This window comes from Nocardioides dubius (genome assembly GCF_039528155.1).
GTDB lineage: Bacteria > Actinomycetota > Actinomycetes > Propionibacteriales > Nocardioidaceae > Nocardioides > Nocardioides dubius.
This window is the reverse complement of record NZ_BAAALG010000011.1, coordinates 428,692-451,894: the sequence shown is the minus strand read 5'-3', so window position 1 is coordinate 451,894 and position 23,203 is coordinate 428,692. Positions and strand designations below refer to the sequence as shown.

Here is a 23,203-nt window from a genome sequence, read left to right as displayed (position 1 = left end):
CTGCGTTGCTCGCCTGGTTCGAGCCGTTGCTGCCTCGGATCGTCGGACTGGTGGAGAGCGGCCAGAAGTTGATCGAGCTGCGTTGACCGGTGTGAGGCGAACGCGCGCCGCCAACGTCGCAGCGGCTCCGAGATAGGCAGAGCGTTGGTGGAGCCGATGGGGGTGGCTAGTCTGCCGCCATGACGAACGCAGGATCGCCGCCGCTGCAGGCTCTCGAGCCGAGCCTGTGCCTCGGTGGAGACGACGTCGTGCAGACGAGCGCTCCCGCGGTCCTGGCCCTGGCGCGGGAGCTGCGCACTGGTGCCCGAGACGACGTGGAGTTCGCACGCGCGGCCTTCGCGTGGGTGCGTGACGAGGTCGCGCACTCCTACGACGTGGACGATCAGCGGGTGACGCTGACCGCCACCGAGGTGCTCGAGCACCGGGTCGGGCTCTGCTACGCCAAGTCGCACCTCCTCGCGGCGCTGCTGCGCTCGCAGAGCGTGCCGACCGCGCTCTGCTACCAGCTCCTTCACGACGCCGAGACCGGCGGCCACGTGCTCCACGGCCTGGTGGCGATGCATCTGGAGGGTGCCTGGCACCGTCAGGATCCGCGCGGCAACAAGCCGGGCGTGGACGCGCAGTTCTCCCTCGACGACGAGCGACTGGCCTGGCCGGTCGACCCGGAGATCGGTGAGCTGGACCTGCCGCAGCTCTTCGCGAGCCCGGCACCCTCCGTGGTGCGTGCCCTGCGTGCCGCAGACGACTCCAGGACCCTGTATGCGCAGGGGCTTCCCTCGACCGTTGAGTGAGACCTTGCAGGCATGAGCCTCGCGCCCGCCAACGAGTTCGATTCGCCTTCGCGCCAGCCTGTCCGCGGCTAGGCTTCTGCGGCGCATGAGCGCATTCTCAACGTCGGAGGGGCCATGCGCCGTCTGCTTTCCCTGCTCATCATCCTGGTCATGACCGGAGGGGTGCTGGCCGCTGCGCCGGCCCACGCCGACGAGCCGGCACCGATCGTCACCTGGCCGGAGATCACCCGGTTCAACCCGGAGCTCGTCGACTACGAGGTCCAGCTCTCGGACGCCGGGGGAGAAGGTGAGCTGGTCGCCTGGTGGGGATACAACTTCGCGAGGAGCGCCCCGCTCCCGCACGTCGGCTCTGCAGCTCTCGAGTTCGGCCACGAGGGCAACTTCGAAGTGGTGGTGGCTCGATGCGAAGCGGGTTACTGGCGTCTCTCGGACTGCGCTGAGGTCGCGAGATCGCCCCGTCTGACGGTTCTGACCGAGATCGGCCGTCTGACCGTTGAGATGGACAGAGTGGTCGGGCGTGGCACGGCCGAGGTGCAGATCCAGAACTACTACAACATCGACGTAGAGAGGTACGACTGGGAGATCTTCGGGTACCCATACCCCGGGCGGGCTCTGGCGACCGGCACCGCGAAAGGGCCGTTTCGCAAGGGACCGCAGGGAACGGACGTGCTGGACTTCCAGGGGCCGCCGACTCTCGGGTCAGGCACCTATGAACTGCGTGTCACCGGCACCGCCTCCACACCGGAGTATGGGGTAGTGAGTGGTGTCGGCAACCAGACATTCCGCTACAACCCTGTCATCCCGACTCTGAAGGTCACCCAGAGTGGGTCGACCTTCCATCCGTATCCGGACGGGTGCCAGGACGCTGTCGCACTCGACGTAGGCGTCAACCAGTACGTGGGTCTGGCGCTGGAGGTGACCGACGGCAAGGGCACGGCGGTGCACCGGTCAACGGGTAGCGCTTGGCTCGACTCGCCGGGTCTGGTCAGGTGGGCGGGGACTGACAGTGCGGGGCGGCGTGTCGCGCCCGGAACCTACAATCTCGTCCTTCGTGGCCTCAGCGACGGCGGCAACGAAGCACAGTGGCACGGCAAGGTCGTCGTCTCGGGCAAGAGGCTCGTCACGGTCACCAGGTCCTTCACGGTCGGCGCTGCCGCCGCCCGCTCCAGCAGGCCGTACGTCGGCGCGTGCTCGAAGCTGGCGCGCCGCGCGAAGGGTGGCCTGGGCTTCTACTCCCAGACCACGTGCACGGGCAGCCTGAAGCGCAGCATGGTCGCGGTCTCCTTCGGGGCCTATCTGCCGCGGGCTATCGAGGGCCGCTACCGCTCGGTCCAGGTGACGCTCAACGGCGGTCCCGCCACGAGGTCGCGCACCAACTACATCAACCTCGCCTACGTCGCTCCGAAGACTCAGAAGCTGGTGAAGGTGAAGAGCCTGCGCGGCAAGGGGGCGCTGCGCGGCAAGGTCGCCTCGCCCCACCTGATCTTCGACCGGACCAAGGAGCGGCCCTACCTGATCTGGTGGGCCGGCCTCACCGCCGGCAGCCGATTCGACGTCAGCAGCTTCCGGGTGACCACCACCTATCAGGTCCTGCGGTGACGAGGTGGCGGGCGTGCGTCGCCTCCTGATCCTGGCCCTGCTCGCCCTCCTGCTCGCAGCAGGCTGCGCCGAGCCCCGCCTGGTGGTGAGCCGGGACGGCGACAGCACGGCCGAGAGCTTCGCCTACACCCGGGCGCTCTGGGACCGGATCGGCTCCGTGGGCCAGCCTCCGGCGCCGGGCGGTGACCGCGTCGGAGTGGCGCTGGACCATGAACGCGCGCCGGACTCCTTCACCGGCCGCGACGAGGCGTTCCTGGCCTCCTTCGAGGTGGAGCTGGCCTGGTTCGACGAGGAGACCGAGCTCACCGACGAGCATGCTGTCCGGGCGGCACGCCTGCTCTGCTCAGCTGCCACGGGTGGCGGCCTGATCCGGCAGAAGTGGGACGCGATCGCGGAAGCGTTCCGGATCCTCGACGACAGCGCCGCGCTCCTGACCGCCGCCCTCCAGGTCTACTGCCCGCTCACCGCCTATCCGGTGTTCCAGGCCCTGACCGCTGAGCCGGTGGCGGCGGTGGCGACCGAGGAACAGCGGATCGACCTGGCCCGCTTCCTGTTCGTCCGCCTCGGCGGAGGGCCGGCGCGAGAGTTCCGAGCCGTCGCGCGCAGGGGCCTGCCGAAGCGGGCCGCACTGATCTGTGAGCACCCCTACGAGCAGGGGCTGCCGAGTGCGGAGGACTACCGCAACTGGATCCCCGAGCTCTCCGCACAGTGGCTTGACGGCTTCGTGCTGATGGTGGTCACCGCCTTCTGCGAGGAACGTGGCGACGCGGTCATCAAGAGCTTCGGCTTGATCGGCGATGCCTGAGCCTAGGTTGGGTGACATGAACGAGAAGTCGATGCGTGAGCGGATGTTGGCCGGAGACCTCTACCAGGCCGACGACCCGGAGATCGCCGCCGAGCAGGCCCGCGCCCAACGGCTCAGCCACCGGATCAACACCAGCGACCCGACCGACGCCGACCTCCTGCGCCGGCTCTTCGTCGAGCTGCTGGCCGAGTTCGGCGACGGCGCCTTCATCCGTCCGCCCTTCCACTGCGACTACGGCAGCCGGATCAGCTTCGGCGCGCGCTCCTTCGCCAACTTCGGGCTGACCGTGCTCGACGTCGCCGAGGTCGTCATCGGGGACGACGTGCAGATCGGCCCGCAGGTGCAGCTGCTGACCGCCACGCATCCCCTGGACCCGGAGCCGCGCCGCGACAAGTGGGAGTCCGCAGCGCCGATCAGCATCGGCGACAACGTCTGGCTCGGTGGCGGGGTCGTGGTCTGCCCCGGCGTGACGATCGGTGCGGACACCGTGGTCGGTGCCGGAGCGGTGGTCACCGAGGACCTGCCTCCAGGCGTGGTCGCGGTGGGCGTCCCGGCCCGGGTCACGCGTTCGCTCTGAGACCCGTCCCGCATCCGGTGGCGGGTCTGGGACGATCCTCGGCGTGGATCTGCTCTCACTCGTGCAATGGCTCGGCTGCGTCGCGGCGCTGTGTGGCGGCGTCGTCGTCCTGTGGCAACCGGAGGAGGAGCCGCTGACCCGGCGCCGCCTCGCAGCGCTGGTGCTGTGCGCCCTGGTTGTCGTGCTGCCGATCGCGCGTTGGGGGATCTGGGACGACGCGGCAGCGGACCCGGTGCAGCGGGCCACGGCGATCACCGGTCTGGTGGGCCTTGCTGCGCTGGTGGTGCTGGCTCTGCTGCTCAACGTCTCGGCGTCCGCTTCGCGCGCCGCGCGCCGCGTGCACCGCCGCGCGGCCGGTGCCCTGTGCGCGGGCTTCGCGGTCGCGGTGAGCGCCACCCTGCAGGTCGATCAGGTGGGAGAGCCGTGGACCCAGACCCAGTGGCTGCTGGTGATCGGCCAGTTGCTCGGGTGCGTCGCGATGGTCCTCGCCGAGCCGGAGGGTTGATCTCGCCGGGCTCGCTCTCCGGGGCGGCCATGACCCCGGAGCGAGGCCTCCTGAGGACAGCCTTTCCTCCCTGGAACCATTCAAGAAAAGGTGGTTTAGTGGAGAGCGTCCGAGAGAAACAGCGTCCCAGGAGGGGATTCGCGATGACCGACATCGCCCACGCCACCAAGCACGTCAGCCGTCCCGCCTTCAAGGCATCGCCCGCCCTCGCCGCGAACCTGCAGGCCGTGCTCGTCGACCTGACCGACCTGCACCTGCAGGGCAAGCAGGCGCACTGGAACATCGTCGGCCCGAACTTCCGTGACCTGCACCTGGCGCTCGACGAGGTCGTCGACGCGGCTCGCGACTTCGCCGACACCGTCGCTGAGCGGATGCGCGCCCTCTACGCCCTGCCGGACGGCCGCTCCTCGACCGTCTCCCTCAACACCAGCCTGGCCGAGTTCCCGGCCGGCGAGGTGCTCACCAGCGAGGCGATCGACCTGATCGTCGACTCTCTGTACCGCACCGCCGGCACCGCGCGCCGCGTGCACGACGAGGTCGACGCCGAGGACCCGACCAGCGCCGACATCCTGCACACCATCCTCGAGCGCCTTGAGCAGCTCGCCTGGATGATCGACGCGGAGAACCGCAACGCCACCTCCAGCGAGCCGCGCCCGGTCAACGGCTGACCTCTCCCGCGGAAAACCCGCCAGGCGGACGCCGCCACGCTGACGAACGCCACAGGGCGCCGGTGAGACCGGCGCCCTGTGGCGTTCCTGCGCTCAGTGCAGGGTGCTCGCGCCGGCGACCTCGTTGAGGATCAGGCCGACCGAGTTGGTGAGGAATGCGGTGCGCTGTGCCTCGTCGGCATGGAGCAGCCCGCCGATCAGGACGCCGTCGAGTGCGGAGATCACAGCGGCGGCCCTGGTCTCGGCGTCGTCCACGCAGATCTCCGTGATCACGTGCGTGATCAGCTCGACCATCCGGGCCCGCTCTTCGATCAGTGGCTGCGCGAGCTCCGGGTCGCGCGCGGCCTCGATGGTGAGCTCGATGCGGGCCAGCAGCAGCGAGCGCTCCCGCAGCCAGGAGTCGAAGAGGGCGGAGACGGCAGCGGTCGAGGCCTCGCTCTCGCCCTCCAGGGTCAGGATCGACTCGGCCAGCTCGTTGACGTCGGCGCGCAGGAGCTCGGTGGTCCGCAGCGCGACCGCCAGCTGCAGGGCCCGCCGGGTGCGGTAGTAGGCCGAGGTGCTGCCCTCCGGCAGGTCGGCGGCGCGGTCCACCGCTCGGTGGGTGAGCCCGCGCAGTCCGTGGTCGGCGATCACGGTGATCGCGGTGTCGAGCAGCAGGGTCCGGCGGTCGGAGGGTGGGCGTGCCATGGGCTCACTTCTACCAGTCGCGCCGACGTGGCGACCAGCACACCCGCCGCGACTTGCATCCCGCTTTCTACGAGAGTAGATTCTACGAATGTAGGTACTACGGATGTAGAAAGGAAGAATGAGATGACCTTCGAGATGCTCCCCACCGTGACCCCCTTCCTGATCGGCTTCTTCGTGATCGCCGCGCTCGCCGTGATCGCCGCCGTCGTGGGGCTGACCGACGCGCTGAGCGCGACCCGTCGTGAGCGGATCGTGCGCAAGCAGTCGATCCCCGCCTTCTACGGCTCGCGCCTGCGCCTCGCCGCCCAGCACTGAGCCGCCGGCGCAGTCGGTCCGAGCACTGCCCGGCGCGGGCGCTGACGGCTTCGCCGCGACCCGGCTAGCCTGCGGGCATGGACTGCACGTTCTGCTCGATCGTGGCCGGCGACCTGGCCGCTGACATCGTGCTCGACGAGCCTGAGCTGCTGGCCTTCCTCGACCAGCGTCCGGTCTTCAAGGGACACGTGCTGCTGGTGCCCCGTGCGCATCACGCCACGCTGCCGGACCTGCCGGCGACGCTGCGTGACCCCTTCCTCGCGGCAGCGCAGCGCATCGCCGCCGGGGTGGTGGAGGCGTACGGCGCCACGGGATCCTTCGTTGCGATCAACAACGTGGTCTCGCAGTCGGTGCCGCACCTGCACCTGCACGTCGTGCCGCGGACCAAGGGCGACGGGCTGCGTGGGTTCTTCTGGCCCCGGCACAAGTACGCCGATCTCGAGGAGAGGGCGGCCTATGCCGCCCGGTTGCGCGCGGCGCTTGGTTAGATGGGGCCATCTGCTGCCCACCATCTTTCAGGAGAGACCAGCATGGCGCGTTTTGACGGACGTATCGCGGTAGTCACCGGAGCCGCGCGCGGCATCGGCTTCGGCACTGCCACCCGCTTCGCCGAGGAGGGCGCTGCGGTCGCCATCCTCGACCTGGCCCAGGAGAGCGCGGACGACGCCGCGGCCCGCCTGGTCGAGAGCGTCCCGGGCGCGCGGGCGATCGGCGTCGGTGCCGACGTCAGCAACGCCGCCTCGGTCGACGCCGCCGTCGCGCGCGTGGTCGAGGAGCTCGGCGGCATCCACGTCCTGGTGAACAACGCCGGGATCACCCGTGACAACCTGCTCTTCAAGCTCACCGAGGAGGACTGGGACCTGGTCATGGGCGTCCACCTCAAGGGTGCGTTCCTGATGACCAAGGCCGCGCAGAAGCACTTCGTCGAGCAGCGCTACGGCAAGGTGGTGAACCTGTCGAGCATCTCCTCGCTGGGCAATCGCGGCCAGGCCAACTACTCGGCGGCCAAGATGGGGATCCAGGGCTTCACCCGCACCCTCGGCATCGAGCTCGGTCCCTTCGGCATCAATGTGAACGCCGTCGCGCCTGGCTTCATCGCCACCGAGATGACCGACGCCACGGCCGCCCGCCTCAACATGGACGTCGAGGAGTTCCGTGCCCTCAACGCCCAGTCGAACCCGGTCCGCCGGGTCGGCTTCCCGGCCGACATCGCGGCTGCGGTGGCCTTCCTGGCCAGCGACGAGGCCTCGTACATCACCGGTCAGACGCTGTACGTCGACGGCGGCGGGACGCTCGGCTCCGGGATGTGACAAACCCGGGCAATCTGGACCGCTCGTGCTCTGTTACATGCGGGTGTGGCGACATATGTCACACCCGCTGAGTGCGTTGTGAGTTTGATCCGTGCGCGCGGACGTGCTTATCGTCCACGCCGCACAACTTCATCTCTTCGCGCGTCCGGCAACGCCGAGTCCTGCCCGGCTGGACGCGCCCGCACACTCAACGAAATGACGGGCAGGAGTGGGGGACCCACAGGTTCCACGCGGGCTCCGGAGATCCGGAACCGCTCGGGGTGAAGCCGCGAACCAGCGATGGCGCGGCGGGGCACTTTCCAGCCCTAACCCGACAGCTCACCTCACAGGCGTGGGAAAGGAATCCTTGCCATGCCTACGAGCAATCGTCTGTTGCTGCCTGCCCGCGTGTTCTTCGTGGCGGCAGCCCTGATCGCCTCCGTCTTCTTCGTCGGCTCCCAGCCTGCGAACGCCGCCGCTGCCGACCAGAGCACCGGCACCGTCGCCAAGAAGCTGACCAAGGCGCAGAAGCGCAAGAAGGCGCAGCGTCTGGTCGCCCGCAAGGCCCGTACCGGCCTTGCCATCGCCCGCAAGCAGATCGGCGACCCATACCGCTACGGCGCCTCCGGTCCGAGCGCCTTCGACTGCTCCGGCCTGGTGCAGTACAGCTTCCGTCGCGCCGGCTTCCGGGCGATCCCGCGCACCTCGGGTGCCCAGGCGGCGTTCACCAAGCGCCTGGCGCGCAAGTCGATGCGCCCCGGCGACCTGATGTTCTTCCACAGCAACGGGCGGGTCTACCACGCCGCCGTCTTCGCCGGCCGCAAGAACGGCAAGATGCTGATGGTGCATGCCCCGGGCTCCGGTCGCCGCGTGACGGTGGCCACCCCGTGGACGAACTCCTGGTTCGGCGGCACCCTGCGTCGATGATGATGGTGGCGCGCCCCTGAGCCTCTTGGGCGCGCCTCCGTCAGATGCCCCTTCTGGCGCTGCAAACTCGGGGCGAGTCGTCGCCTGTCAAGGAGAATCCCGTGCGTTCCATGCGCTCTGCTGTCGTTGCTGCCGTGCTCGCGAGCCTGGTCCTGGCCGGGTGCGGGGGAGGCGATGAGAAGGACGGTTCCGACGCCAAGCCCGAGTCGGGCGAGAAGGCGACCCCGCAGGAGCCGGACACCTGGCCGCTGACCGGCCTGGAGCTGGCCGACGGCAAGTCGGCCGACCGCAAGCACCCGGTGCTGGTCGCGAAGATCGACAACACCTCCAGCAGTGCACCGCAGGTGGGCCTGAGCAAGGCCGACCTGGTGGTCGAGGAGCTGGTCGAGGGTGGCCTCACCCGGCTCGCGGTCTTCTTCTACTCGCAGCTGCCCAAGCAGGTCGGCCCGATCCGGTCGATGCGTGCCTCCGACATCGGCATCGTCTCGCCGGTGGACGGCCAGATGGTGACCAGTGGAGCGGCTGCCCAGACCATCGCCCGGCTCGACCAGGCCGGCGTCAAGTTCCACCAGGAGGGGTCGGCCGGCCTGGCCCGCGACTCCTCGCGCCGTGCGCCCTACAACGTGATGGCGGACCTGGCCGAGGTCGCGAAGGCGGCCAAGGTTCCCTCGGCGCGACCCGACGACTACCTGCAGTGGGGCACTGCCGCCGAGCTGCCCAAGGGCCAGCCCGGCACCACGATCACCGCCAGCTTCGGCAGCCACACCACGAACTGGGCCTTCGAGGGCGGCAGCTACCGCAACCAGAACACCTACGCCGCCGACGGCGACGAGTTCCTCGCCGACTCGGTGCTGGTGCTCAAGGTCAAGATCGGCGACGCCGGCTACCGCGACCCGGCCGGCAACCCGGTCCCGGAGACCAAGCTGGAGGGCACCGGGCAGGCGATCCTGTTCCACAAGGGCCGTGCGATCCGGGCCACCTTCGAGAAGGACGGCCTCGACGGCACGATCCTGCTGAGCACCAAGAAGGGCTCGATCAAGGTGCCAGCCGGCAAGACCTGGATCGAGCTGGTGCCCGCCGACCGCGGCGAGGTCACCTTCAACTGAGCAGCGACCTCTGAGAGCGCCTGGGCCCGGTGGGCTCAGGCGTTCTCTGTCGTTGCGGGGTCGGCGAACTCCACGCCCTGGTCCACGAGGCTGCGCAGGCCCGCGAGGATGAACCCGATCGCAGCCTCCACGCGCGCGCTCGCCGCCTCGGGGTCGGGGTCGGCGGCCACGCTCTCGCCGGCGGCGTTGAGCGCGCCGTGGAAGATCCGGGCGAAGGTGTCGATCATCGGCTCGTCGAGCTCCCAGGTGCCGGCACTGAGCACGTTGTTGACGATGTCGATGACGATCGCGAAGGAGGAGTGCTCCTCCTGCTCGCGGTAGCGCTCGTAGCCGAGCACGGCCGGGCCCTCCTGGACGACGACGCGCCGGTAGCTGGGGTCCTGCACCGCGCGCAGGAAGGCGGTGAGTGCCGCCTGGGCCTTCTCCCACGGGTCCTTGGTGCCGGCGACGGCCTTGCTGATCGACTTCTTCGCGGCCTGCTCGACCTGCTCGAAGACCGCCTCGTAGAGCGCCTGCTTGCCGCTGTAATGGTGGTAGAGAGCGCCCTTGGTGACCCGTGCGCTGGAGACGATCGCGTCCAGCGAGGTGGCGGCGTAGCCCTTCTCGGTGAACAGCCGCGCTGCGGCGTCGACGAGGGCCCGCCGGGTGGAGGCGGAGTACTGCTGTCGCCGACTGGCGCCCGGGATCTCGGAGAGGAGTCGCTTGGCGGCGGCGGATTTGCTCATTGCTGCAGTCTAGGCCGGTCGGCGGAGGCCTGTGCTGGAGGTCACGCAGGTTTGGATTGCATACCGTTGGTATGCGTCCGTACTCTGGGTACGTACTGGCGGTATGTCAACGAGAGGGACGAGCACCATGACCTGGGAAGCCTTTCACCGCCGCGGCGAGGTCCTTCGCCGTGTGATCGAGGTGGCCAACGAGCGCTGCGACGGCCGGCTGCCGAACGACGTCGCCGGCGTCGACGCCGTGTTCACCGATGACGTCGACCTGCTCGGCGCCCTGCAGCTGCGCTGGCACACCGCTCTGGCGGGTCAGATCGAGGCGTCGCTGGCCGACCAGCCGATCGACCTGCCCGGCGCCGTCGTCGCCGCGTGGCGGGTGACGGCGGCCGACCTGCCCGGCGTGCGCGCCATCCTCGATGCGCACGGCGAGCAGCCGACGAGCCCCGAGGTGGCGCACGTCATGGAGACCGCGAGCGCCAAGGAGCGGCAGATGCTGGCCCTGATGGCGGGGCTCGCGTCGCGTCTGGACCTCGACGAGCAGGCCGCCCGTCGCGGCGAGCGCCTGGAGCGCGAGGCCCGAGCCGGGGTCCGCCTCGCCGCCATCGACGTCCCGCAGCCGCGTGGATTTCTCGAGCGACTGAAGGCCGCGCTGGCAGCCTGATTGCTGCCGGGCTTGGGTGACCGGCATCCTGGAGGCATGCGCCACCCCCATGTCGGAGACCTCCTGGTCGCCTCCGCCGACCTCCTCGACCCGAACTTCGCGGGTGCCGTGGTGCTCATCGTCGACCTGGACGAGGAGGGGGCGCTGGGGATCGTGCTCAACCAGCGCACGCCGCTGCTGGTGGCCGACGCGCTGCCGCAGTGGGCCGACATCGCCTCCGAGCCGGGGCGCCTGCACCGCGGCGGCCCGGTCGGCGTGGACGGTGCGCTGGCGCTGGGCCGGGTCCGCGAGTCGGGCGCCGAGCCGATCGGCTGGCAGCAGATCGTCGGCGATCTCGGGCTGGTCGACCTGGACACGCCGGTGGAGATGATGGAGGGCGCCCTCGCCTCGTTTCGGGTCTTCGTCGGCTACGCCGGCTGGGGGAGCGGACAGCTCGAGGCCGAGATCGCCGAGGGCAGCTGGTACGTGGTGCCGTGCGAGGCCGGCGACGCCTTCGTCGAGGCGATCGAGGAGCTGCGGCGTCATGTGCTGCGCCGGCAGCCGGGCGAGCTCGCCTGGGTGTCGACCCGGCCGGCGGACCCTGAGCTCAACTGAGTGGCGAACGCCTCACCTGCTGTGGACTGACTCGGCTATCCGCAACGACTGACATAGAGTGGAGCCCGTGAGCAACCCGATCGGATTTGGCCAGACCGACGTCCTCGAGGACCGCCGCACGGTGCCGGTGGACGAGGGCGATCACGAGCGGTTCTCGCACTACGCGCCCAAGGACAAGGTCACCGAGGCGATGATCATGGGCACCCCCGTGACCGCCCTGTGCGGCAAGGTCTGGGTGCCGACGCGTGCGCCGGAGAAGTTCCCGGTCTGCCCCACGTGCAAGGAGATCTGGGAGAGCCTGCCCAAGGGCGGGGACGCCGAGTGACGGGACGACCTGAGGTCGTCCCCCCGAATGCGCTGACTCCGGCCTGGCCGGACCGTGCCGCCTGGGGCACGGCCGGTTCGCTGCGTGCTTGGCAGGCGGCGGCGATGTCGAAGTACTTCGAGTCCAACCCGAAGGACTTCCTCGCGGTGGCGACGCCGGGCGCCGGAAAGACGACCTTCGCGCTCACCCTGGCCAACGAGCTGCTCGCGCGGCGCGTGGTCGAGCGGATCACCATCGTGGCCCCGACCGAGCACCTCAAGACCCAGTGGGCCGAGGCCGCTGCCCGGGTCGGCATCGCCATCGACCCGACCTACTCGGCCGGTCAGGGCAAGACCTCCAAGGACTTCGTCGGGATCGCGGTCACCTATGCCGGTGTCGCGGTCAACCCGCTGGCGATGCGGCTGCGCACCGAGCGGTTCAAGACGCTGGTGATCATGGACGAGGTGCACCACGCGGGCGACGCGCTGTCGTGGGGCGACGGCGTCCGCGAGGCCTTCGACCCGGCGCACCGTCGTCTGGCGTTGACGGGAACCCCGTTCCGCTCCGACATCAACCCGATCCCGTTCGTCACCTACGCTCCCGGCGACGACGGCGTCCCGCGCTCGTTGGCCGACTACACCTACGGCTACTCGCACGCCTTGGCCGACCACGTCGTGCGTCCGGTGCTCTTCATGGCGTACTCGGGCGAGATGCAGTGGCGCACCCGGGCCGGCGACGAGCTGTCGGCGCGACTCGGCGAGCCGATGACCAAGGATCAGCACCAGCACGCGCTGCGCACCGCGCTCGACCCCAAGGGCTCGTGGATGCCGGCCGTGCTCGAGGCCGCGGACAAGCGACTCTCCGAGGTGCGCCGGCACGTCCCGGACGCCGGCGGCCTGGTGATCTCGACCGACCAGGAGTCGGCGCGCGCCTATGCCAAGCTGCTGCGCGCGATCACCGGCGAGTCGCCCACGCTGGTCCTCTCCGACGAGAAGGCGGCGTCGAAGAAGATCTCCAAGTTCTCCGACTCCCAGGACCGGTGGATGGTCGCGGTCCGGATGGTCTCCGAGGGCGTCGACGTGCCGCGACTGGCGGTCGGCGTCTATGCGACCACCACCTCGACCCCGCTCTTCTTCGCCCAGGCGATCGGCCGCTTCGTGCGGGCTCGCAAGCGCGGCGAGACGGCGTCTGTCTTCCTGCCGTCGGTGCCGCACCTGCTCGAGAACGCCTCCCAGATGGAGGTCGAGCGCGATCACGTGCTCAAGCGCAAGAAGAACGACGACGGCGACATCTTCGCCGAGGAGCAGCACCTGATCGATGCGGCCAATGCCAGCGAGGGCGCGGCCGACGATCTGCTCGGCTCGTTCGAGGCGCTGGACTCCTCGGCGGTCTTCGACCGGGTCCTCTACGACGGCGGCGAGTTCGGTCACTCCGGCGAGGTGCACGTCGGCTCAGAGGAGGAGATGGACTTCCTCGGCATTCCGGGCCTGCTGGAGGCCGACCAGGTGCGCGACCTGCTCAAGGCGCGTCAGGTCGAGCGTGCGGCCAAGCAGCGCGAGGTCCGTCCGCAGCGGGTCGAGACCGTCGAGGACGTCTCCACCCACGAGCAGCTGGCCGTGATGCGGCGCGAGCTCAACGGCCTGGTCGCTGCCTGGTACCACCGCACCGGCCAGGCGCACGGGATCACCCATGCCGAGCTGCGCAAGCAGTGTGGCGGCCCGGCGGCCGCGGTGGCCACCGGTGAGGAGCTGCGCGCCCGGATCGACAAGATCCGCGACTGGGCCGTGCGCAAGAGCTCCTAGCTCGGCCGAGCCGCGCTGCCTAGTCGCGCTGGTGCGCGCCGGGCCCGGGCTGGGGGACGACGGCGCGTGGGCCGTCGACCTGGTGGCCGGCGGCGCAGCTCAGCGCGACCTGCATCTGCTCGCCGCAGCCGGCGTGCACGAACTCCACCGGCGGGCCCTCCGGGTCGGCCAGGTAGCGGTCGCCCCATGCCGCGATCGCGATCAGCACCGGGTAGAGGTCGAAGCCCTTCGCGGTGAGCCGGTACTCGCTGCGCTCGCGGGCGCCGGGGAGCCGGTAGGGCACCTTGTGCACGATGCCCTGCTCGACCAGCAGCTGGAGCCGGTTGGAGAGCACCTGGCGGGGGATCGCGGTACGGGTGCGCATGTCGTCGAAGCGCCGCACGCCGTTGAAGATCTCGCGGATCACGACGAAGGTCCAGCGCTCGCCGAAGATCGCCATCGCGCGACCGATCGTGCAGTTGTCGGTGGAGTAGTCCAGCGCCGAGGGGGTGCCCATGTGACCCATCCTACGCACTAGGTTCGATTGACAGACCCAGCCCGAGCGGGGGAGGCTGCATCCATGACGAAGACTCAGGCGGACCTCGCCACCATGACCGGACTCGAGATGCTCCAGGCGATGGCGGCGGGCCACGTGCCGCCCGCGCCGATCGCGGAGACCTTGGGCATGGTCGACTTCGAGGTCGAGCCGGGCTCGGTCTCCGTCGGGCTCGACCCGCAGCCCAAGCACTACAACCCGATCGGGATGGTGCACGGGGGAGTGCTCTCGACGATGCTCGACACGGCGGCCGCCTGCTCGGTGCACACCACCCTGGAGGCCGGACAGGGCTACACCTCGCTCGACCTCAACGTGAAGTTCCTGCGTGCGGTGACCCTCGACTCCGGGCGGATCACCGCGACCGGCACGGTGCTGCACCGTGGCCGCAGCACCGCCCTGGCGCAGGCCGAGCTCCGCGACGGCCAGGGTCGCCTGGTCGCGCACGCGACGTCGAGCTGCATGATCTTCTCCTGAGCGCAGGAGAACTACAGTGGCCGCATGGCAGCCGAGACCTCGCAGACACTCGACCGTGGCGTGCGGGTGCTGGAGGTGCTGGCGGCGACCCCGGGCGGACTGACGGTCACCGAGCTCGCCGCTGCGCTGCAGGTGAACCGCACGGTGATGCATCGCCTGGTCGCGACGCTGGACGAGCATGCGCTGATCAGGCGTGACGAGGGCGGCAGGATCAAGGCCGGCCTCGGGCTGCTGCGGCTGGCGAACGGCGTGCAGCCGGTGTTGCGCGACGCCGCGGTCCCGCTGCTGCGCGAGCTCGCCGAGCGCTCCGGCTGCACGGCGCACCTGACCATCGTGGACGGCGGCGAGGCGCTGGCGCTCGCCGTGGTGGAGCCGAGCCGGACCGACTTCCACGTCTCGTACCGGGTCGGCGCGCGGCACCGCCTCGATCAGGGCGCGGCGGGTCGCGCGGTGCTGAGCGGACGGCGCGGCGAGACGGCGCCGGTGGTGAGCGAGGGCGAGCTCCAGGCAGGTGCGCACGGGGTGGCGGCACCGGTGCTCGGGGTGCCGGGGCTGGAGGCCTCGCTCGGGGTGGTCACCCTCGGCGAGCTCGATGCCGGCGTGGTGCCCCAGGTGGCCGCCGCGGCCGCTGCGCTCGCCGCGCGGCTCACGAGCTGACGACGCCCGCCGGTGGTCGCTCCTGCCGGGGTCGCGCAGCCGCCTCGGCGAGCGGCACGGTGCGGTAGCGGATCTGGGTGGCCAGAGCGATCACCGTGGTGGAGCGGACGATGGCATGGTGGGCCAGCGCCTGGTCGATCACCCGTTGCAGATCGGCGTTGGAGCGCGCCACCACCCGGCACCACAGGTCGCCGGTCCCGGTGATCGTGCAGGCCTCGAGCACCTCCGCGATGGCGGCCAGATGCTGGGCGACGGCGTCATGGCCACCGGTCGCGCTGGGCTCCTGGCGGATCTCCAGGGTGAGGAACGCGGTCACCGGGAAGCCGAGGGCCTCGGGGTCGAGGTCGGGGCCCCAGCCGGTGATCACGCCGTCGCGGGCCAGCCGTTCGAGCCGGGCCTGCACGGTGCCCCGGGCGACCCCCAACCGACGCGACGCCTCCAGGACGCCGATCCGAGGCTCGGCCTGCCAGAGCTTGATCAGTCTGACGTCCAGATCGTCCATTGTGGCCACCTCGACTATGCAGATTGTCCAGTGTTCTCTCGCACTGTTGCACAAGTTGCGCCGAGTGGCCAGGCTCACATCATGACTACCCAGGACTTCGTCCCGTCCCGTGGCGGCGCCCTCACCGCCGAGGAGCTCAAGGCCGACCTCACCGTCGAGCAGCTGCGTGAGCTCGTCGGTCTGGTGGAGTACGACGCGAGCACCGATCCGTTCCCGGTGACCGCGCTCGACGCGGTCGGCTTCGTGGTGGGCAATGCGACCCAGACCGCGCTCTTCTACCAGCTCGCCTTCGGGATGGACCTCGAGGCGTACCGCGGCCCGGAGACCGGAAGTCGCGACGCGAAGAGCTTCGTGCTGCGCTCCGGCAGTGCCCGGTTCGTGATCTCCGGCGCCGTGTCGCCGAGCAGTGAGCTGGCGGATCGGCACCGCAAGCACGGCGACGGCGTCGTCGACCTGGCGCTGGAGGTGCCCGACGTCGAGCGTTGCATCGAGCATGCCCGGGCGATGGGGGCGGTGGTGCTGGTCGAGCCGCACGAGGAGAGCGACGAGTTCGGCACCGTGGTGCTGGCGGCGATCGGCACCTACGGCGACACCCGGCACACCTTGGTCGACCGCTCCCGCTACGACGGCCCCTACCTGCCCGGCTATGTCGCCCGGAGCGGCACGGTGGTGCGCCGCGAGGGCCACCCCAAGCGGCTCTTCCAAGCGATCGACCACTGCGTCGGCAACGTGGAGCTCGGCCGGATGGACGAGTGGGTGGACTTCTACAACCGGGTCCTCGGCTTCACCAACATGGCCGAGTTCATCGGCGACGACATCGCCACCGACTACTCCGCCCTGATGAGCAAGGTGGTCGCGAGCGGCAACCACCGGGTGAAGTTCCCGCTCAACGAGCCGGCGATCGCCAAGAAGAAGTCGCAGATCGACGAGTACCTGGAGTTCTACGACGGGGCCGGCTGTCAGCACATCGCGTTGGCCACCGGGGACATCCTGCGCACCGTCGACCTGCTGCGCGAGGCCGGCGTCGAGTTCCTGGACACGCCCGACTCCTACTACGACGACCCTGAGCTGCGGGCCCGGATCGGCGAGGTGCGGGTGCCGATCGAGGAGCTCAAGCGGCGCAAGATCCTGGTGGACCGCGACGAGGACGGCTACCTGCTGCAGATCTTCACCAAGCCGATCGGGGACCGGCCCACCGTCTTCTACGAGTTCATCGAGCGGCACGGCTCGCTCGGCTTCGGCAAGGGCAACTTCAAGGCGCTCTTCGAGGCGATCGAGCGTGAGCAGGAGGCCCGCGGCAACCTGTGACATCGGGCACTGATTGGACCCTGCCGGCGAACGCCGGTAGGGTCCGTGTCTGCGAAAGGGAGTAGTCCCCAACAGTCGTGTCGACATACTGACCCCCGGGTCCGGCACGGCAGGCCATCCTCGCGGTGGCGGACGAGACTTTCGACCAGAAGCGCACCCCTGTGGAACAACGCGCCTGGTCGAAGGCTGCGTCCCACCAGGGTCACCCTCCTTCGGTCAGGCTACGAAGGAGAAGCACCCGATGTATGCATTCCTGCTGAGCACTGCCGTGATCTTCGTTGCGGAGCTCGGAGACAAGAGCCAGCTGATGGCGATGACGTTCGCTGCCCGCTACCGGGCCCGCGACGTGATCATCGGCATCACCGCGGCGACCGCCCTGGTCCACCTCGCCTCGGTGGGGATCGGCGCCTGGGTGGGCGACGCGTTCGCCGACAGCCAGGACACCATCGCCCTGATCGCCGGCATCGCGTTCGTGGGCTTCGGCCTGTGGACCCTCAAGGGCGACGAGCTGACCGAGGACGAGGCCAACAAGGCCCGCAATGCCACCGGCATGGCGATCCTCGCCGTCGGCGTCGCCTTCTTCCTCGCCGAGCTGGGCGACAAGACGATGCTGGCCACCATCACCCTGGCCACCCAGGAGGGCTGGCTCGGCACCTGGATCGGCAGCACCGTGGGCATGGTGGCCGCCGATGCGCTGGCCATCGGCGTCGGCGCGATGCTCGGCAAGCGGCTCCCGGAGAAGACCATCAAGTACGGCGCCGCCGTCGCGTTCTTCATCTTCGGCGCGATCCTCGTCGCCGAGGGTCTGGGCGCCTTCTGAGACTGAGGGCCTAGAACGGTGGGCGCCCGGTTCCGGTGATCCGGAACCGGCCCCACGGGTCGACGTCGGAGAGCCGGGCCTCGGCACTGCCGTGCTCGGTGCTCAGTGACACCCGGTCGCCGGAGCGCAGACCGCTCGTGTCGGCGTCGGCCTTGATCCGCCCGTACCAGTGGAAGAGGCCGTCGATCGGCTGGACCTCGCCCTTGAGGGTCACCTCGAGGGTGCGGCTCTGCTCGTCCTTGCTGAGTGTGGCGGGGCCGCTGTACTCGGCACCAGGCTCGTGGTGGCTCATCGTGCTCCTCAGGGTGCGATTCGGGTGAGTCGGCCGAGCTCGTCGAGCTGGACGCCGCGCTCGGCGGCCATCCCGGCGAAGGCGTGCCAGATGAAGTCGGAGAGATAGCCGCTGAGCGCTGCGCGCGACATGGTGTCGCGGTCCAGCCACCACTCGCCCGCGTAGACGCCGAGGCCGACCAGGCCTGCGCCCCACGGCTCCGCGCCGCCGGCGTCGATGCCCAGCGAGCGCATGGTGTCGCCGATCAGTCGGGAGAACCCGGCCGAGATGGCGGTGGTCCCGGCGGTCAACGGGCTGTTCGCGCCGCTGCGGTATTGGACCAGCAGGCGGAAGACCTGCGGGTGCTGCGAGATCAGGGCCAGGTAGGAGTCCACCGCGGCGGCGATCCGCCCGCGGATCGGTCCCGAGCTCAGCAGCGCGGGGCGGATCCCGTCCAGTACCTGGTCGGCCGCCCAGCGGGCGACGGCGGCGTGCAGCTCGGACTTGTCGGAGAAGTAGCGGTAGAGCACCGGCTTGCTGACGCCGGCCACCTCGGCGATCCGGGCGACGGCGACGTCCGGGCCGTGCTCGTCGATCGCCGCCACCGCGGCCTCCACCAGCTCGGCCAGCCGGTCGGCGCGATGGGCGTTCCAGCGGGCGCTGCGGCCGTCCTCGGTGATCTCTGTGGGGGGCATGCCGGGCAGCCTACCCCGTTGTGCGTTACCCCTGGTAACAGTTACTGTCGGTATACCCAAACCGAGGAGTACCCGATGACGCTGCTCGACCCCGCGCCCGCCACGGGCAAGGATGCTGTCGCCACGCGCCTGCTGAAGTCCGTCGCTCGGCAGTCCTATGACCCGGAGATCGACATCGACTGGTCGGCCGAGGCGGACCCGGAGCTGTTCTGGATGCCGCCGGAGCGGCTCTCGCTGTTCGGCACCCCCCTGTACGACTCGCTGACGCGCGAGCAGCAGGTCGAGCTCTCGAAGCACGAGATCGCCTCGATCGCGAGCGTCGGGCTCTGGTTCGAGATCATCTTGATGCAGATCCTGCTGCGCGAGGTCTACGCCTCGGATCCGCGCGACCCGCGCACCCACTTCGAGCTCACCGAGATCGCCGACGAGTGCCGCCACTCGTTGATGTTCGGCAAGGCGATCGGCCACTTCGGGGCGCCTGCCTATGGCCCGCGGGGCTGGATCCACAAGCTCGCCCCGATCTACCCCTACCTGAGCACGGGTGCCGCCGCCTACGCCTCGATCCTGATCGGCGAGGAGCCGGTCGACCGGCTGCAGCGCGAGATGCTGGCCGACGAGCGGATCCAGCCGCTGGTGCGCCAGGTGTCGCGGATCCATGTCGTGGAGGAGGCGCGGCACGTCAGCTTCGCGCGCGACGAGCTGGTCACGTCCCTCGAGGGCATCTCCGGCATGCAGCGCACCCTTGCGCAGACGATCACCGCCCAGGGTGCCTACATCATGATGCGCTCCCTGGTGCACCCCGACGTCTACTCGGCGGTCGGGATCGACCCGAAGGTCGGGCGCCGCACCGCGCTGGGCAACCCGCACTACCGGGCCACGATCAACTGGATGGGGGAGAAGGTGATGCCGTTCCTGGCCGAGCAGGACATGATCGGCGGCGCCCGCAACCAGAAGGTCTGGCGCGCCTCTTTCCTCTTGTCCTGACCCCTGGGCAGAGTGGGTGGGTGCCCACCTACCTCGGCTTCCTCCGTGCCATCAACCTCGGCGCCAAGCGCAAGTTCCCCAAGGATGCGATCCGCGCAAGCGTCGAGCAGGCCGGCTTCACGGACGTCGCCACCTACATCAACACCGGCAACATCCGCTTCACCACCGCCATGCGCTCGCGGGCCCGGATCGAGGCGGCGTTGGAGGAGGCCTTCCTCGCCGATCGTGGATTCGAGGTGCGCACCATCGTCTACTCGGCGGCCGAGTTCGCGCGGATCGGCGAGGATGCGGCGTCCCTGGCCGACCCGGCGACGGTGCGCCACTACGTGATGCTGCTCAAGGACGAGCCCGACGCGGAGGCCGTGGCCACGCTGGAGGCGCTGGCCAAGAACGGCCACCGGGTGGTGGTGCGGAACCGGGCCGTGCACCTGCTGCTCGGGTCGCAGTGGCGCGAGGGGATGACCGACCCGTTGGGCCTCGACCGCCGGCTCGACGGGGTGGTGACGAGCCGCAACGTCACGGTGGTCTCCGCGCTTGCCCAGCAATGGTGTTGAACGGCGACTAGGGTCGCCGCATGAGTGTCCAAGGACTGGCGGTGACCGAGGAGGACGGCGTCCTCACCTTGCGCTTCGACCGGCCGGAGGTGTTCAACGCGCTCTCGGGTGAGATGGTGCTCGGCGTCTGTGAGGCGTTGGAGCGCGCGAACAGCCGTGACGACGTCAGGGTGGTGGTGCTGACCGGGAGTGGGCCCGCCTTCAGCACGGGCGCCGACATCGGCGGCGACGATGCTGCGCAGCGCTTCGACGTGCGGGCGCTGGATGTCGCGAACCGGATGATCCGCGCCATCGTGGAGTGCCACAAGCCGGTGATCGCCGGCGTCAACGGCGTTGCCGCCGGGGTGGGCCTCTCGGCGGCCCTGGCCTGTGACCTGGCGGTCGCCACGGAGTCGGCGTCCTTCCTGCTCGCCTTCGCCCGAGTCGGGCTGATGCCGGACGGCGGGGCGTCGGCGACGGTCGCGGCTGCGATCGGCCGGCCCCGGGCGATGCGGATGGCGATGCTCGCGGAGCCGTTGTCGGCGCCCGACGCGCATGCCGCGGGCCTGATCTCGCATCTCGCGGCCGATGCCGACTACCAGGCGGAGCTGGCGTCGGTGGTCAAGCGGGTGCGTCATGGCGCACCGCTCGGGCTCACGGCGACCAAGCGCGCGATCAACCAGGCCTCGTTGGCGGCGCTGGAACCGGCGTTGGAGTACGAGCGCGACACGCAGACCATGCTCCTGCGCACCGCGGACGTCGCGGAGGGGATGGCTGCGTTCTCGCAGAAGCGGCACCCGAGGTTCTGCGGGGAGTAGCTGCCGATCGCGGTGGTCGGTTCGTGGACCGACCCTTGCGCAGCCACATCTCTCCACTGATCATATAACGTATATGTTCAGTCGAAGATGGGTGGTCCCGTGAACCAGAACCCCTCGATCCGCCGCGTGCTCGCGGCCGGTCTCGTCGTCCTGCTGCCCGGTAGCGCGCTCGCTGCGCATGCCTCCTCGGGCGGCGGCTCCCCGGCGGACCCGGAGACCGCGCCGGTCTTCGGGCGCATCGATGTCGACAACCAGGTGCAAGGTGCCGCGTTCACCACGGTCGGCTCCGTCTTCCCCGGGGAGACCAACATCATCACCGTCGGCTACGGCGCCCTCTACCAGGGAGGTCCGGCGGGTGGCGGCACGGTGCAGGTGTACCGGGTGGGCGCGGACCTGCATGAGTGGTCCCGCGTCGAGGTCGTCCGGCCCGGCGACGACATCATCTTCCCGAACCAGGTCACCGCTCACGACGTCGATGGGGACGGGGACACCGACCTGATCGTGCCGAGTGGCTACTTCTTCGACACCAACCCGCTGGCGGTGGGTGGTGCGAAGAACCGCGGCGCGATCACCTGGTGGGAGAACCAGGGCCTCGACGCCACCGGGAAGCCGCGGCCCTTCGTGCGGCACGACGTGATCACCGAGCAGCCGTGGTCGTACCACAGCGCCGTGGTCGCCGACCTCGACGACGATGGCATCGACGACATCCTGACCACCGGCGAGCAGGGGCGCGCGGCGCCCGACCTGACCGACGACTCGGTGCAGATGCAGCTCTTCCGTGGCCTCGGGGGAGGGGAGTTCGCGGCGCCGATCGCCCTCGCCGACGTCGGCGGGAGCATTCCGGTGCCCTATGACATCGACGGGGACGGCGACTTGGACATCGCCTCCTCGCAGTACTTCGACGTCGGCAGCGGTGCCGACGCCACGCCCGCGACCTTCCTCTGGCTGGAGAACGTCGGCGACGGCGTCGCCGGACTCAGTGCCGCGGACTTCGAGACGCACACGATCGCGACCCGGTTGACCACTCCGGCCGGCCGCGGTGTCGGTCCGGGCTTCCAGATCCGGGCGATCGAGGACTTCCGCGGCGATGGCGAGGTGGCCTGGGTCGGCACCAACCACACGAACCGCTGCACGATGAGCGCGCTGCCCGCGGAGGAGGTCTTCGAGCTGGTGCCTGGCGCCGATCCGCGCCAGCAGTGGGAGGTGCGGACCCTCTCGCACCCGGCGACGCCGTCCGCGGTGGAGTGCCCTGCGGAGTACACCGGCTCGACGCCGATCTACCCGGGCGACGAGATCCGCTCGCGGATCGGCTACGGCCAGGCCGCGCCCGGCGTCTTCGGCTACGGCGACCTCGACGGTGATGGGGACACCGATCTCGCGGTCTCCGGGGACGGCGACCGTCGGCTGTTCTGGATCGAGCAGCAGGGCGACGGCGAGACGCTGCTGCACACGCTGACCGCGCCCGGCGAGGAGTTCGGCCAGTCCGGCGGCGGTCACGTGGCCGACTTCGACGGCGACGGCGTCGCCGAGGTGGTGTTCAGCAGCTTCGACAAGAACACGGTGGCGATCTGGCAGCGGGGCACGGCGGCGAGCCCGTACCTGGCGCCGACCCGGATGACCGCCGCGCCGGCGACGGTTCGCGCGGCCGCCGGCGCGAGCCGACAGGTGCAGGTGACGCTGACGGCGACCGACGCAGGGGCGACCCGCAGCGTGCAGGCCGGGTTCCGGGCGCGGCGCACCAAGGCGCTCCGCTCGCTCGGGACGCTCACCCTCACCCGGAGTGCTGCGGGCGTCTACCGCGGGACGGTGCGGGTGCCGGTCACCGAGTCCGGACAGGTCGAGCTGAGCTTCGCCCAGGGCTCGCTGACCGAGGTCACCGGTGAGCGTGCGGCGCGTGCGACGGTGGCGTTGACGGCGACGACGGTGGTCACCGGCTTCACGAAGCGGACCACGACGCGCCGGGCCAAGGTCACCCTCGGCGCCCGGGTGAGCCCGGGAGTGCGCCGGAGCGTGAAGGTCCAGCAGCAGCGGTGTGGCAAGCGTGCGTGCAGCTGGCGCACGGTGCGTACGGTGCGGACGGGCTCGGCGGGCAAGGTCGCGGTCAAGGTCGCGGTGCCGCGCGGAGCCAGCAAGTGGCGCCTGGTGGTGGCGGGCGACGTGTCCGGCACCGCGGCGACAAGCCGGACCAAGAAGGTGATCCGGCGCTGACGTCCTAGGCGTCGGCGTGCTCGGGCGCGGGCTCGTGGGGAGCGGCGGC

The 23,203-nt window shown here is 70.1% G+C and carries 29 protein-coding genes and 1 riboswitch; of the genes, 23 read left to right on the top strand and 6 right to left on the bottom strand.

Annotated elements, in window-relative coordinates; translation table 11 throughout:
• The first annotated feature begins 179 nt into the window (after positions 1-179).
• The 6 genes from ABD151_RS15265 (at position 180) to ABD151_RS15240 (ending at position 4,945) form a co-directional block, all read left to right on the top strand.
• The gene (locus ABD151_RS15265) at positions 180-791 is read left to right on the top strand and encodes a transglutaminase-like domain-containing protein (protein WP_343995627.1); all 612 of its coding nucleotides are present in this window, start codon (positions 180-182) and stop codon (positions 789-791) included.
• Positions 792-905: 114 nt separating this feature from the next.
• Positions 906-2,390: a flagellar hook assembly protein FlgD gene (locus ABD151_RS15260; RefSeq protein ID WP_343995626.1), complete on the top strand. Its 1,485-nt coding sequence runs from the start codon at positions 906-908 to the stop codon at positions 2,388-2,390.
• A gap of 13 nt (positions 2,391-2,403) precedes the next feature.
• On the top strand, positions 2,404-3,195 hold the full coding sequence (locus ABD151_RS15255) for a hypothetical protein (protein WP_343995625.1): 792 nt from the start codon (positions 2,404-2,406) through the stop codon (positions 3,193-3,195).
• Between the two features lie 16 nt (positions 3,196-3,211).
• Positions 3,212-3,772, top strand: coding sequence for a sugar O-acetyltransferase (locus ABD151_RS15250; protein ID WP_343995624.1), 561 nt, complete (start codon positions 3,212-3,214; stop codon positions 3,770-3,772).
• A 43-nt stretch (positions 3,773-3,815) separates the two neighbouring features.
• Entirely contained in the window at positions 3,816-4,277 is a 462-nt protein-coding gene (locus tag ABD151_RS15245) for a hypothetical protein (protein WP_343995623.1), read from the top strand.
• A 143-nt stretch (positions 4,278-4,420) separates the two neighbouring features.
• Positions 4,421-4,945: a Dps family protein gene (locus ABD151_RS15240; RefSeq protein ID WP_343995622.1), complete on the top strand. Its 525-nt coding sequence runs from the start codon at positions 4,421-4,423 to the stop codon at positions 4,943-4,945.
• Between the two features lie 93 nt (positions 4,946-5,038).
• On the opposite strand, the gene ABD151_RS15235 is transcribed toward ABD151_RS15240, so the two are convergent.
• Positions 5,039-5,632: a TetR/AcrR family transcriptional regulator gene (locus tag ABD151_RS15235; RefSeq protein ID WP_343995621.1), complete on the bottom strand. Its 594-nt coding sequence runs from the start codon at positions 5,630-5,632 to the stop codon at positions 5,039-5,041.
• Positions 5,633-5,755: 123 nt separating this feature from the next.
• On the opposite strand from ABD151_RS15235, the gene ABD151_RS15230 reads away from it, so the two are divergent.
• The 5 genes from ABD151_RS15230 to ABD151_RS15210 all read left to right on the top strand — a co-directional run bounded on the left by ABD151_RS15230 (position 5,756) and on the right by ABD151_RS15210 (position 9,269).
• Complete coding sequence (locus ABD151_RS15230) at positions 5,756-5,947, top strand: hypothetical protein (protein ID WP_343995620.1); 192 nt, start codon at positions 5,756-5,758, stop codon at positions 5,945-5,947.
• Positions 5,948-6,024: 77 nt separating this feature from the next.
• A complete protein-coding gene (locus tag ABD151_RS15225) occupies positions 6,025-6,435 on the top strand; it encodes an HIT family protein (protein WP_343995619.1) in 411 nt (136 codons plus the stop codon).
• Positions 6,436-6,477: 42 nt separating this feature from the next.
• Entirely contained in the window at positions 6,478-7,257 is a 780-nt protein-coding gene (locus ABD151_RS15220; RefSeq protein WP_343995618.1) for an SDR family NAD(P)-dependent oxidoreductase, read from the top strand.
• Between the two features lie 170 nt (positions 7,258-7,427).
• Positions 7,428-7,604: riboswitch (cyclic di-AMP (ydaO/yuaA leader) on the top strand.
• Positions 7,605-7,608: 4 nt separating this feature from the next.
• On the top strand, positions 7,609-8,163 hold the full coding sequence (locus ABD151_RS15215; protein ID WP_343995617.1) for a C40 family peptidase: 555 nt from the start codon (positions 7,609-7,611) through the stop codon (positions 8,161-8,163).
• A gap of 110 nt (positions 8,164-8,273) precedes the next feature.
• Positions 8,274-9,269 carry a DUF3048 domain-containing protein gene (locus ABD151_RS15210; protein ID WP_343995811.1) on the top strand — a complete coding sequence of 332 codons (996 nt, stop codon included), beginning with the start codon at positions 8,274-8,276 and terminating at the stop codon, positions 9,267-9,269.
• A gap of 35 nt (positions 9,270-9,304) precedes the next feature.
• Here ABD151_RS15210 and ABD151_RS15205 read toward each other — a convergent pair whose 3' ends face one another.
• Entirely contained in the window at positions 9,305-9,994 is a 690-nt protein-coding gene (locus ABD151_RS15205) for a TetR/AcrR family transcriptional regulator (protein ID WP_343995616.1), read from the bottom strand.
• 127 nt (positions 9,995-10,121) lie between these two features.
• Between ABD151_RS15205 and ABD151_RS15200 the strand changes: the two genes are divergently transcribed.
• The 4 genes from ABD151_RS15200 to ABD151_RS15185 all read left to right on the top strand — a co-directional run bounded on the left by ABD151_RS15200 (position 10,122) and on the right by ABD151_RS15185 (position 13,349).
• Positions 10,122-10,649, top strand: coding sequence for a hypothetical protein (locus tag ABD151_RS15200; protein WP_343995615.1), 528 nt, complete (start codon positions 10,122-10,124; stop codon positions 10,647-10,649).
• 36 nt (positions 10,650-10,685) lie between these two features.
• A complete protein-coding gene (locus ABD151_RS15195) occupies positions 10,686-11,243 on the top strand; it encodes a YqgE/AlgH family protein (protein WP_343995614.1) in 558 nt (185 codons plus the stop codon).
• Positions 11,244-11,322: 79 nt separating this feature from the next.
• Positions 11,323-11,568, top strand: coding sequence for a DUF3039 domain-containing protein (locus ABD151_RS15190; protein WP_343995810.1), 246 nt, complete (start codon positions 11,323-11,325; stop codon positions 11,566-11,568).
• Positions 11,569-11,672: 104 nt separating this feature from the next.
• Entirely contained in the window at positions 11,673-13,349 is a 1,677-nt protein-coding gene (locus tag ABD151_RS15185) for a DEAD/DEAH box helicase (protein ID WP_415629905.1), read from the top strand.
• 19 nt (positions 13,350-13,368) lie between these two features.
• Here ABD151_RS15185 and ABD151_RS15180 read toward each other — a convergent pair whose 3' ends face one another.
• On the bottom strand, positions 13,369-13,845 hold the full coding sequence (locus ABD151_RS15180; RefSeq protein ID WP_343995613.1) for a winged helix-turn-helix transcriptional regulator: 477 nt from the start codon (positions 13,843-13,845) through the stop codon (positions 13,369-13,371).
• A 63-nt stretch (positions 13,846-13,908) separates the two neighbouring features.
• Here ABD151_RS15180 and ABD151_RS15175 point away from each other — a divergent pair, with 63 nt between their 5' ends.
• Positions 13,909-14,358 carry a PaaI family thioesterase gene (locus ABD151_RS15175; RefSeq protein ID WP_343995612.1) on the top strand — a complete coding sequence of 150 codons (450 nt, stop codon included), beginning with the start codon at positions 13,909-13,911 and terminating at the stop codon, positions 14,356-14,358.
• A 24-nt stretch (positions 14,359-14,382) separates the two neighbouring features.
• Positions 14,383-15,015, top strand: coding sequence for an IclR family transcriptional regulator (locus tag ABD151_RS15170; RefSeq protein ID WP_343995611.1), 633 nt, complete (start codon positions 14,383-14,385; stop codon positions 15,013-15,015).
• On the opposite strand, the gene ABD151_RS15165 is transcribed toward ABD151_RS15170, so the two are convergent.
• On the bottom strand, positions 15,005-15,517 hold the full coding sequence (locus ABD151_RS15165; protein ID WP_343995610.1) for an Lrp/AsnC family transcriptional regulator: 513 nt from the start codon (positions 15,515-15,517) through the stop codon (positions 15,005-15,007). The two genes, ABD151_RS15170 and ABD151_RS15165, sit on opposite strands and share 11 nt — an antisense overlap.
• A gap of 81 nt (positions 15,518-15,598) precedes the next feature.
• Here ABD151_RS15165 and hppD point away from each other — a divergent pair, with 81 nt between their 5' ends.
• Together hppD and ABD151_RS15155 are read left to right on the top strand one after the other, a co-directional pair.
• The gene (gene hppD, locus ABD151_RS15160) at positions 15,599-16,825 is read left to right on the top strand and encodes a 4-hydroxyphenylpyruvate dioxygenase (RefSeq protein ID WP_343995609.1); all 1,227 of its coding nucleotides are present in this window, start codon (positions 15,599-15,601) and stop codon (positions 16,823-16,825) included.
• 241 nt (positions 16,826-17,066) lie between these two features.
• Complete coding sequence (locus ABD151_RS15155; RefSeq protein WP_343995608.1) at positions 17,067-17,645, top strand: TMEM165/GDT1 family protein; 579 nt, start codon at positions 17,067-17,069, stop codon at positions 17,643-17,645.
• 10 nt (positions 17,646-17,655) lie between these two features.
• Here ABD151_RS15155 and ABD151_RS15150 read toward each other — a convergent pair whose 3' ends face one another.
• Together ABD151_RS15150 and ABD151_RS15145 are read right to left on the bottom strand one after the other, a co-directional pair.
• Positions 17,656-17,937: a DUF4873 domain-containing protein gene (locus ABD151_RS15150; protein ID WP_343995607.1), complete on the bottom strand. Its 282-nt coding sequence runs from the start codon at positions 17,935-17,937 to the stop codon at positions 17,656-17,658.
• An 8-nt stretch (positions 17,938-17,945) separates the two neighbouring features.
• Entirely contained in the window at positions 17,946-18,611 is a 666-nt protein-coding gene (locus ABD151_RS15145; protein WP_343995606.1) for a TetR family transcriptional regulator, read from the bottom strand.
• A 75-nt stretch (positions 18,612-18,686) separates the two neighbouring features.
• Between ABD151_RS15145 and ABD151_RS15140 the strand changes: the two genes are divergently transcribed.
• The 4 genes from ABD151_RS15140 (at position 18,687) to ABD151_RS15125 (ending at position 23,154) form a co-directional block, all read left to right on the top strand.
• Positions 18,687-19,595 carry an AurF N-oxygenase family protein gene (locus ABD151_RS15140; protein WP_343995605.1) on the top strand — a complete coding sequence of 303 codons (909 nt, stop codon included), beginning with the start codon at positions 18,687-18,689 and terminating at the stop codon, positions 19,593-19,595.
• Between the two features lie 20 nt (positions 19,596-19,615).
• On the top strand, positions 19,616-20,149 hold the full coding sequence (locus ABD151_RS15135; RefSeq protein ID WP_343995604.1) for a DUF1697 domain-containing protein: 534 nt from the start codon (positions 19,616-19,618) through the stop codon (positions 20,147-20,149).
• Positions 20,150-20,169: 20 nt separating this feature from the next.
• Positions 20,170-20,946 carry an enoyl-CoA hydratase-related protein gene (locus ABD151_RS15130; RefSeq protein WP_343995603.1) on the top strand — a complete coding sequence of 259 codons (777 nt, stop codon included), beginning with the start codon at positions 20,170-20,172 and terminating at the stop codon, positions 20,944-20,946.
• 99 nt (positions 20,947-21,045) lie between these two features.
• Entirely contained in the window at positions 21,046-23,154 is a 2,109-nt protein-coding gene (locus ABD151_RS15125) for an FG-GAP-like repeat-containing protein (RefSeq protein WP_343995602.1), read from the top strand.
• Positions 23,155-23,203 lie beyond the last annotated feature (49 nt).

What these genes read in the sequence shown, in the direction of transcription:
- ABD151_RS15265 (WP_343995627.1), top strand. Translation starts at nt 180, where the DNA reads ATGACGAACGCAGGATCGCCGCCGCTGCAGGCTCTCGAGCCGAGCCTG.
- ABD151_RS15260 (WP_343995626.1), top strand. Translation starts at nt 906, where the DNA reads ATGCGCCGTCTGCTTTCCCTGCTCATCATCCTGGTCATGACCGGAGGG.
- ABD151_RS15250 (WP_343995624.1), top strand. Translation starts at nt 3,212, where the DNA reads ATGAACGAGAAGTCGATGCGTGAGCGGATGTTGGCCGGAGACCTCTAC.
- ABD151_RS15240 (WP_343995622.1), top strand. Translation starts at nt 4,421, where the DNA reads ATGACCGACATCGCCCACGCCACCAAGCACGTCAGCCGTCCCGCCTTC.
- ABD151_RS15235 (WP_343995621.1), bottom strand. Translation starts at nt 5,632, where the DNA reads ATGGCACGCCCACCCTCCGACCGCCGGACCCTGCTGCTCGACACCGCG.
- ABD151_RS15230 (WP_343995620.1), top strand. Translation starts at nt 5,756, where the DNA reads ATGACCTTCGAGATGCTCCCCACCGTGACCCCCTTCCTGATCGGCTTC.
- ABD151_RS15225 (WP_343995619.1), top strand. Translation starts at nt 6,025, where the DNA reads ATGGACTGCACGTTCTGCTCGATCGTGGCCGGCGACCTGGCCGCTGAC.
- ABD151_RS15220 (WP_343995618.1), top strand. Translation starts at nt 6,478, where the DNA reads ATGGCGCGTTTTGACGGACGTATCGCGGTAGTCACCGGAGCCGCGCGC.
- ABD151_RS15215 (WP_343995617.1), top strand. Translation starts at nt 7,609, where the DNA reads ATGCCTACGAGCAATCGTCTGTTGCTGCCTGCCCGCGTGTTCTTCGTG.
- ABD151_RS15210 (WP_343995811.1), top strand. Translation starts at nt 8,274, where the DNA reads ATGCGCTCTGCTGTCGTTGCTGCCGTGCTCGCGAGCCTGGTCCTGGCC.
- ABD151_RS15205 (WP_343995616.1), bottom strand. Translation starts at nt 9,994, where the DNA reads ATGAGCAAATCCGCCGCCGCCAAGCGACTCCTCTCCGAGATCCCGGGC.
- ABD151_RS15200 (WP_343995615.1), top strand. Translation starts at nt 10,122, where the DNA reads ATGACCTGGGAAGCCTTTCACCGCCGCGGCGAGGTCCTTCGCCGTGTG.
- ABD151_RS15195 (WP_343995614.1), top strand. Translation starts at nt 10,686, where the DNA reads ATGCGCCACCCCCATGTCGGAGACCTCCTGGTCGCCTCCGCCGACCTC.
- ABD151_RS15185 (WP_415629905.1), top strand. Translation starts at nt 11,673, where the DNA reads ATGTCGAAGTACTTCGAGTCCAACCCGAAGGACTTCCTCGCGGTGGCG.
- ABD151_RS15180 (WP_343995613.1), bottom strand. Translation starts at nt 13,845, where the DNA reads ATGGGCACCCCCTCGGCGCTGGACTACTCCACCGACAACTGCACGATC.
- ABD151_RS15175 (WP_343995612.1), top strand. Translation starts at nt 13,909, where the DNA reads ATGACGAAGACTCAGGCGGACCTCGCCACCATGACCGGACTCGAGATG.
- ABD151_RS15170 (WP_343995611.1), top strand. Translation starts at nt 14,383, where the DNA reads ATGGCAGCCGAGACCTCGCAGACACTCGACCGTGGCGTGCGGGTGCTG.
- ABD151_RS15165 (WP_343995610.1), bottom strand. Translation starts at nt 15,517, where the DNA reads ATGGACGATCTGGACGTCAGACTGATCAAGCTCTGGCAGGCCGAGCCT.
- hppD (WP_343995609.1), top strand. Translation starts at nt 15,599, where the DNA reads ATGACTACCCAGGACTTCGTCCCGTCCCGTGGCGGCGCCCTCACCGCC.
- ABD151_RS15155 (WP_343995608.1), top strand. Translation starts at nt 17,067, where the DNA reads ATGTATGCATTCCTGCTGAGCACTGCCGTGATCTTCGTTGCGGAGCTC.
- ABD151_RS15150 (WP_343995607.1), bottom strand. Translation starts at nt 17,937, where the DNA reads ATGAGCCACCACGAGCCTGGTGCCGAGTACAGCGGCCCCGCCACACTC.
- ABD151_RS15145 (WP_343995606.1), bottom strand. Translation starts at nt 18,611, where the DNA reads ATGCCCCCCACAGAGATCACCGAGGACGGCCGCAGCGCCCGCTGGAAC.
- ABD151_RS15140 (WP_343995605.1), top strand. Translation starts at nt 18,687, where the DNA reads ATGACGCTGCTCGACCCCGCGCCCGCCACGGGCAAGGATGCTGTCGCC.
- ABD151_RS15130 (WP_343995603.1), top strand. Translation starts at nt 20,170, where the DNA reads ATGAGTGTCCAAGGACTGGCGGTGACCGAGGAGGACGGCGTCCTCACC.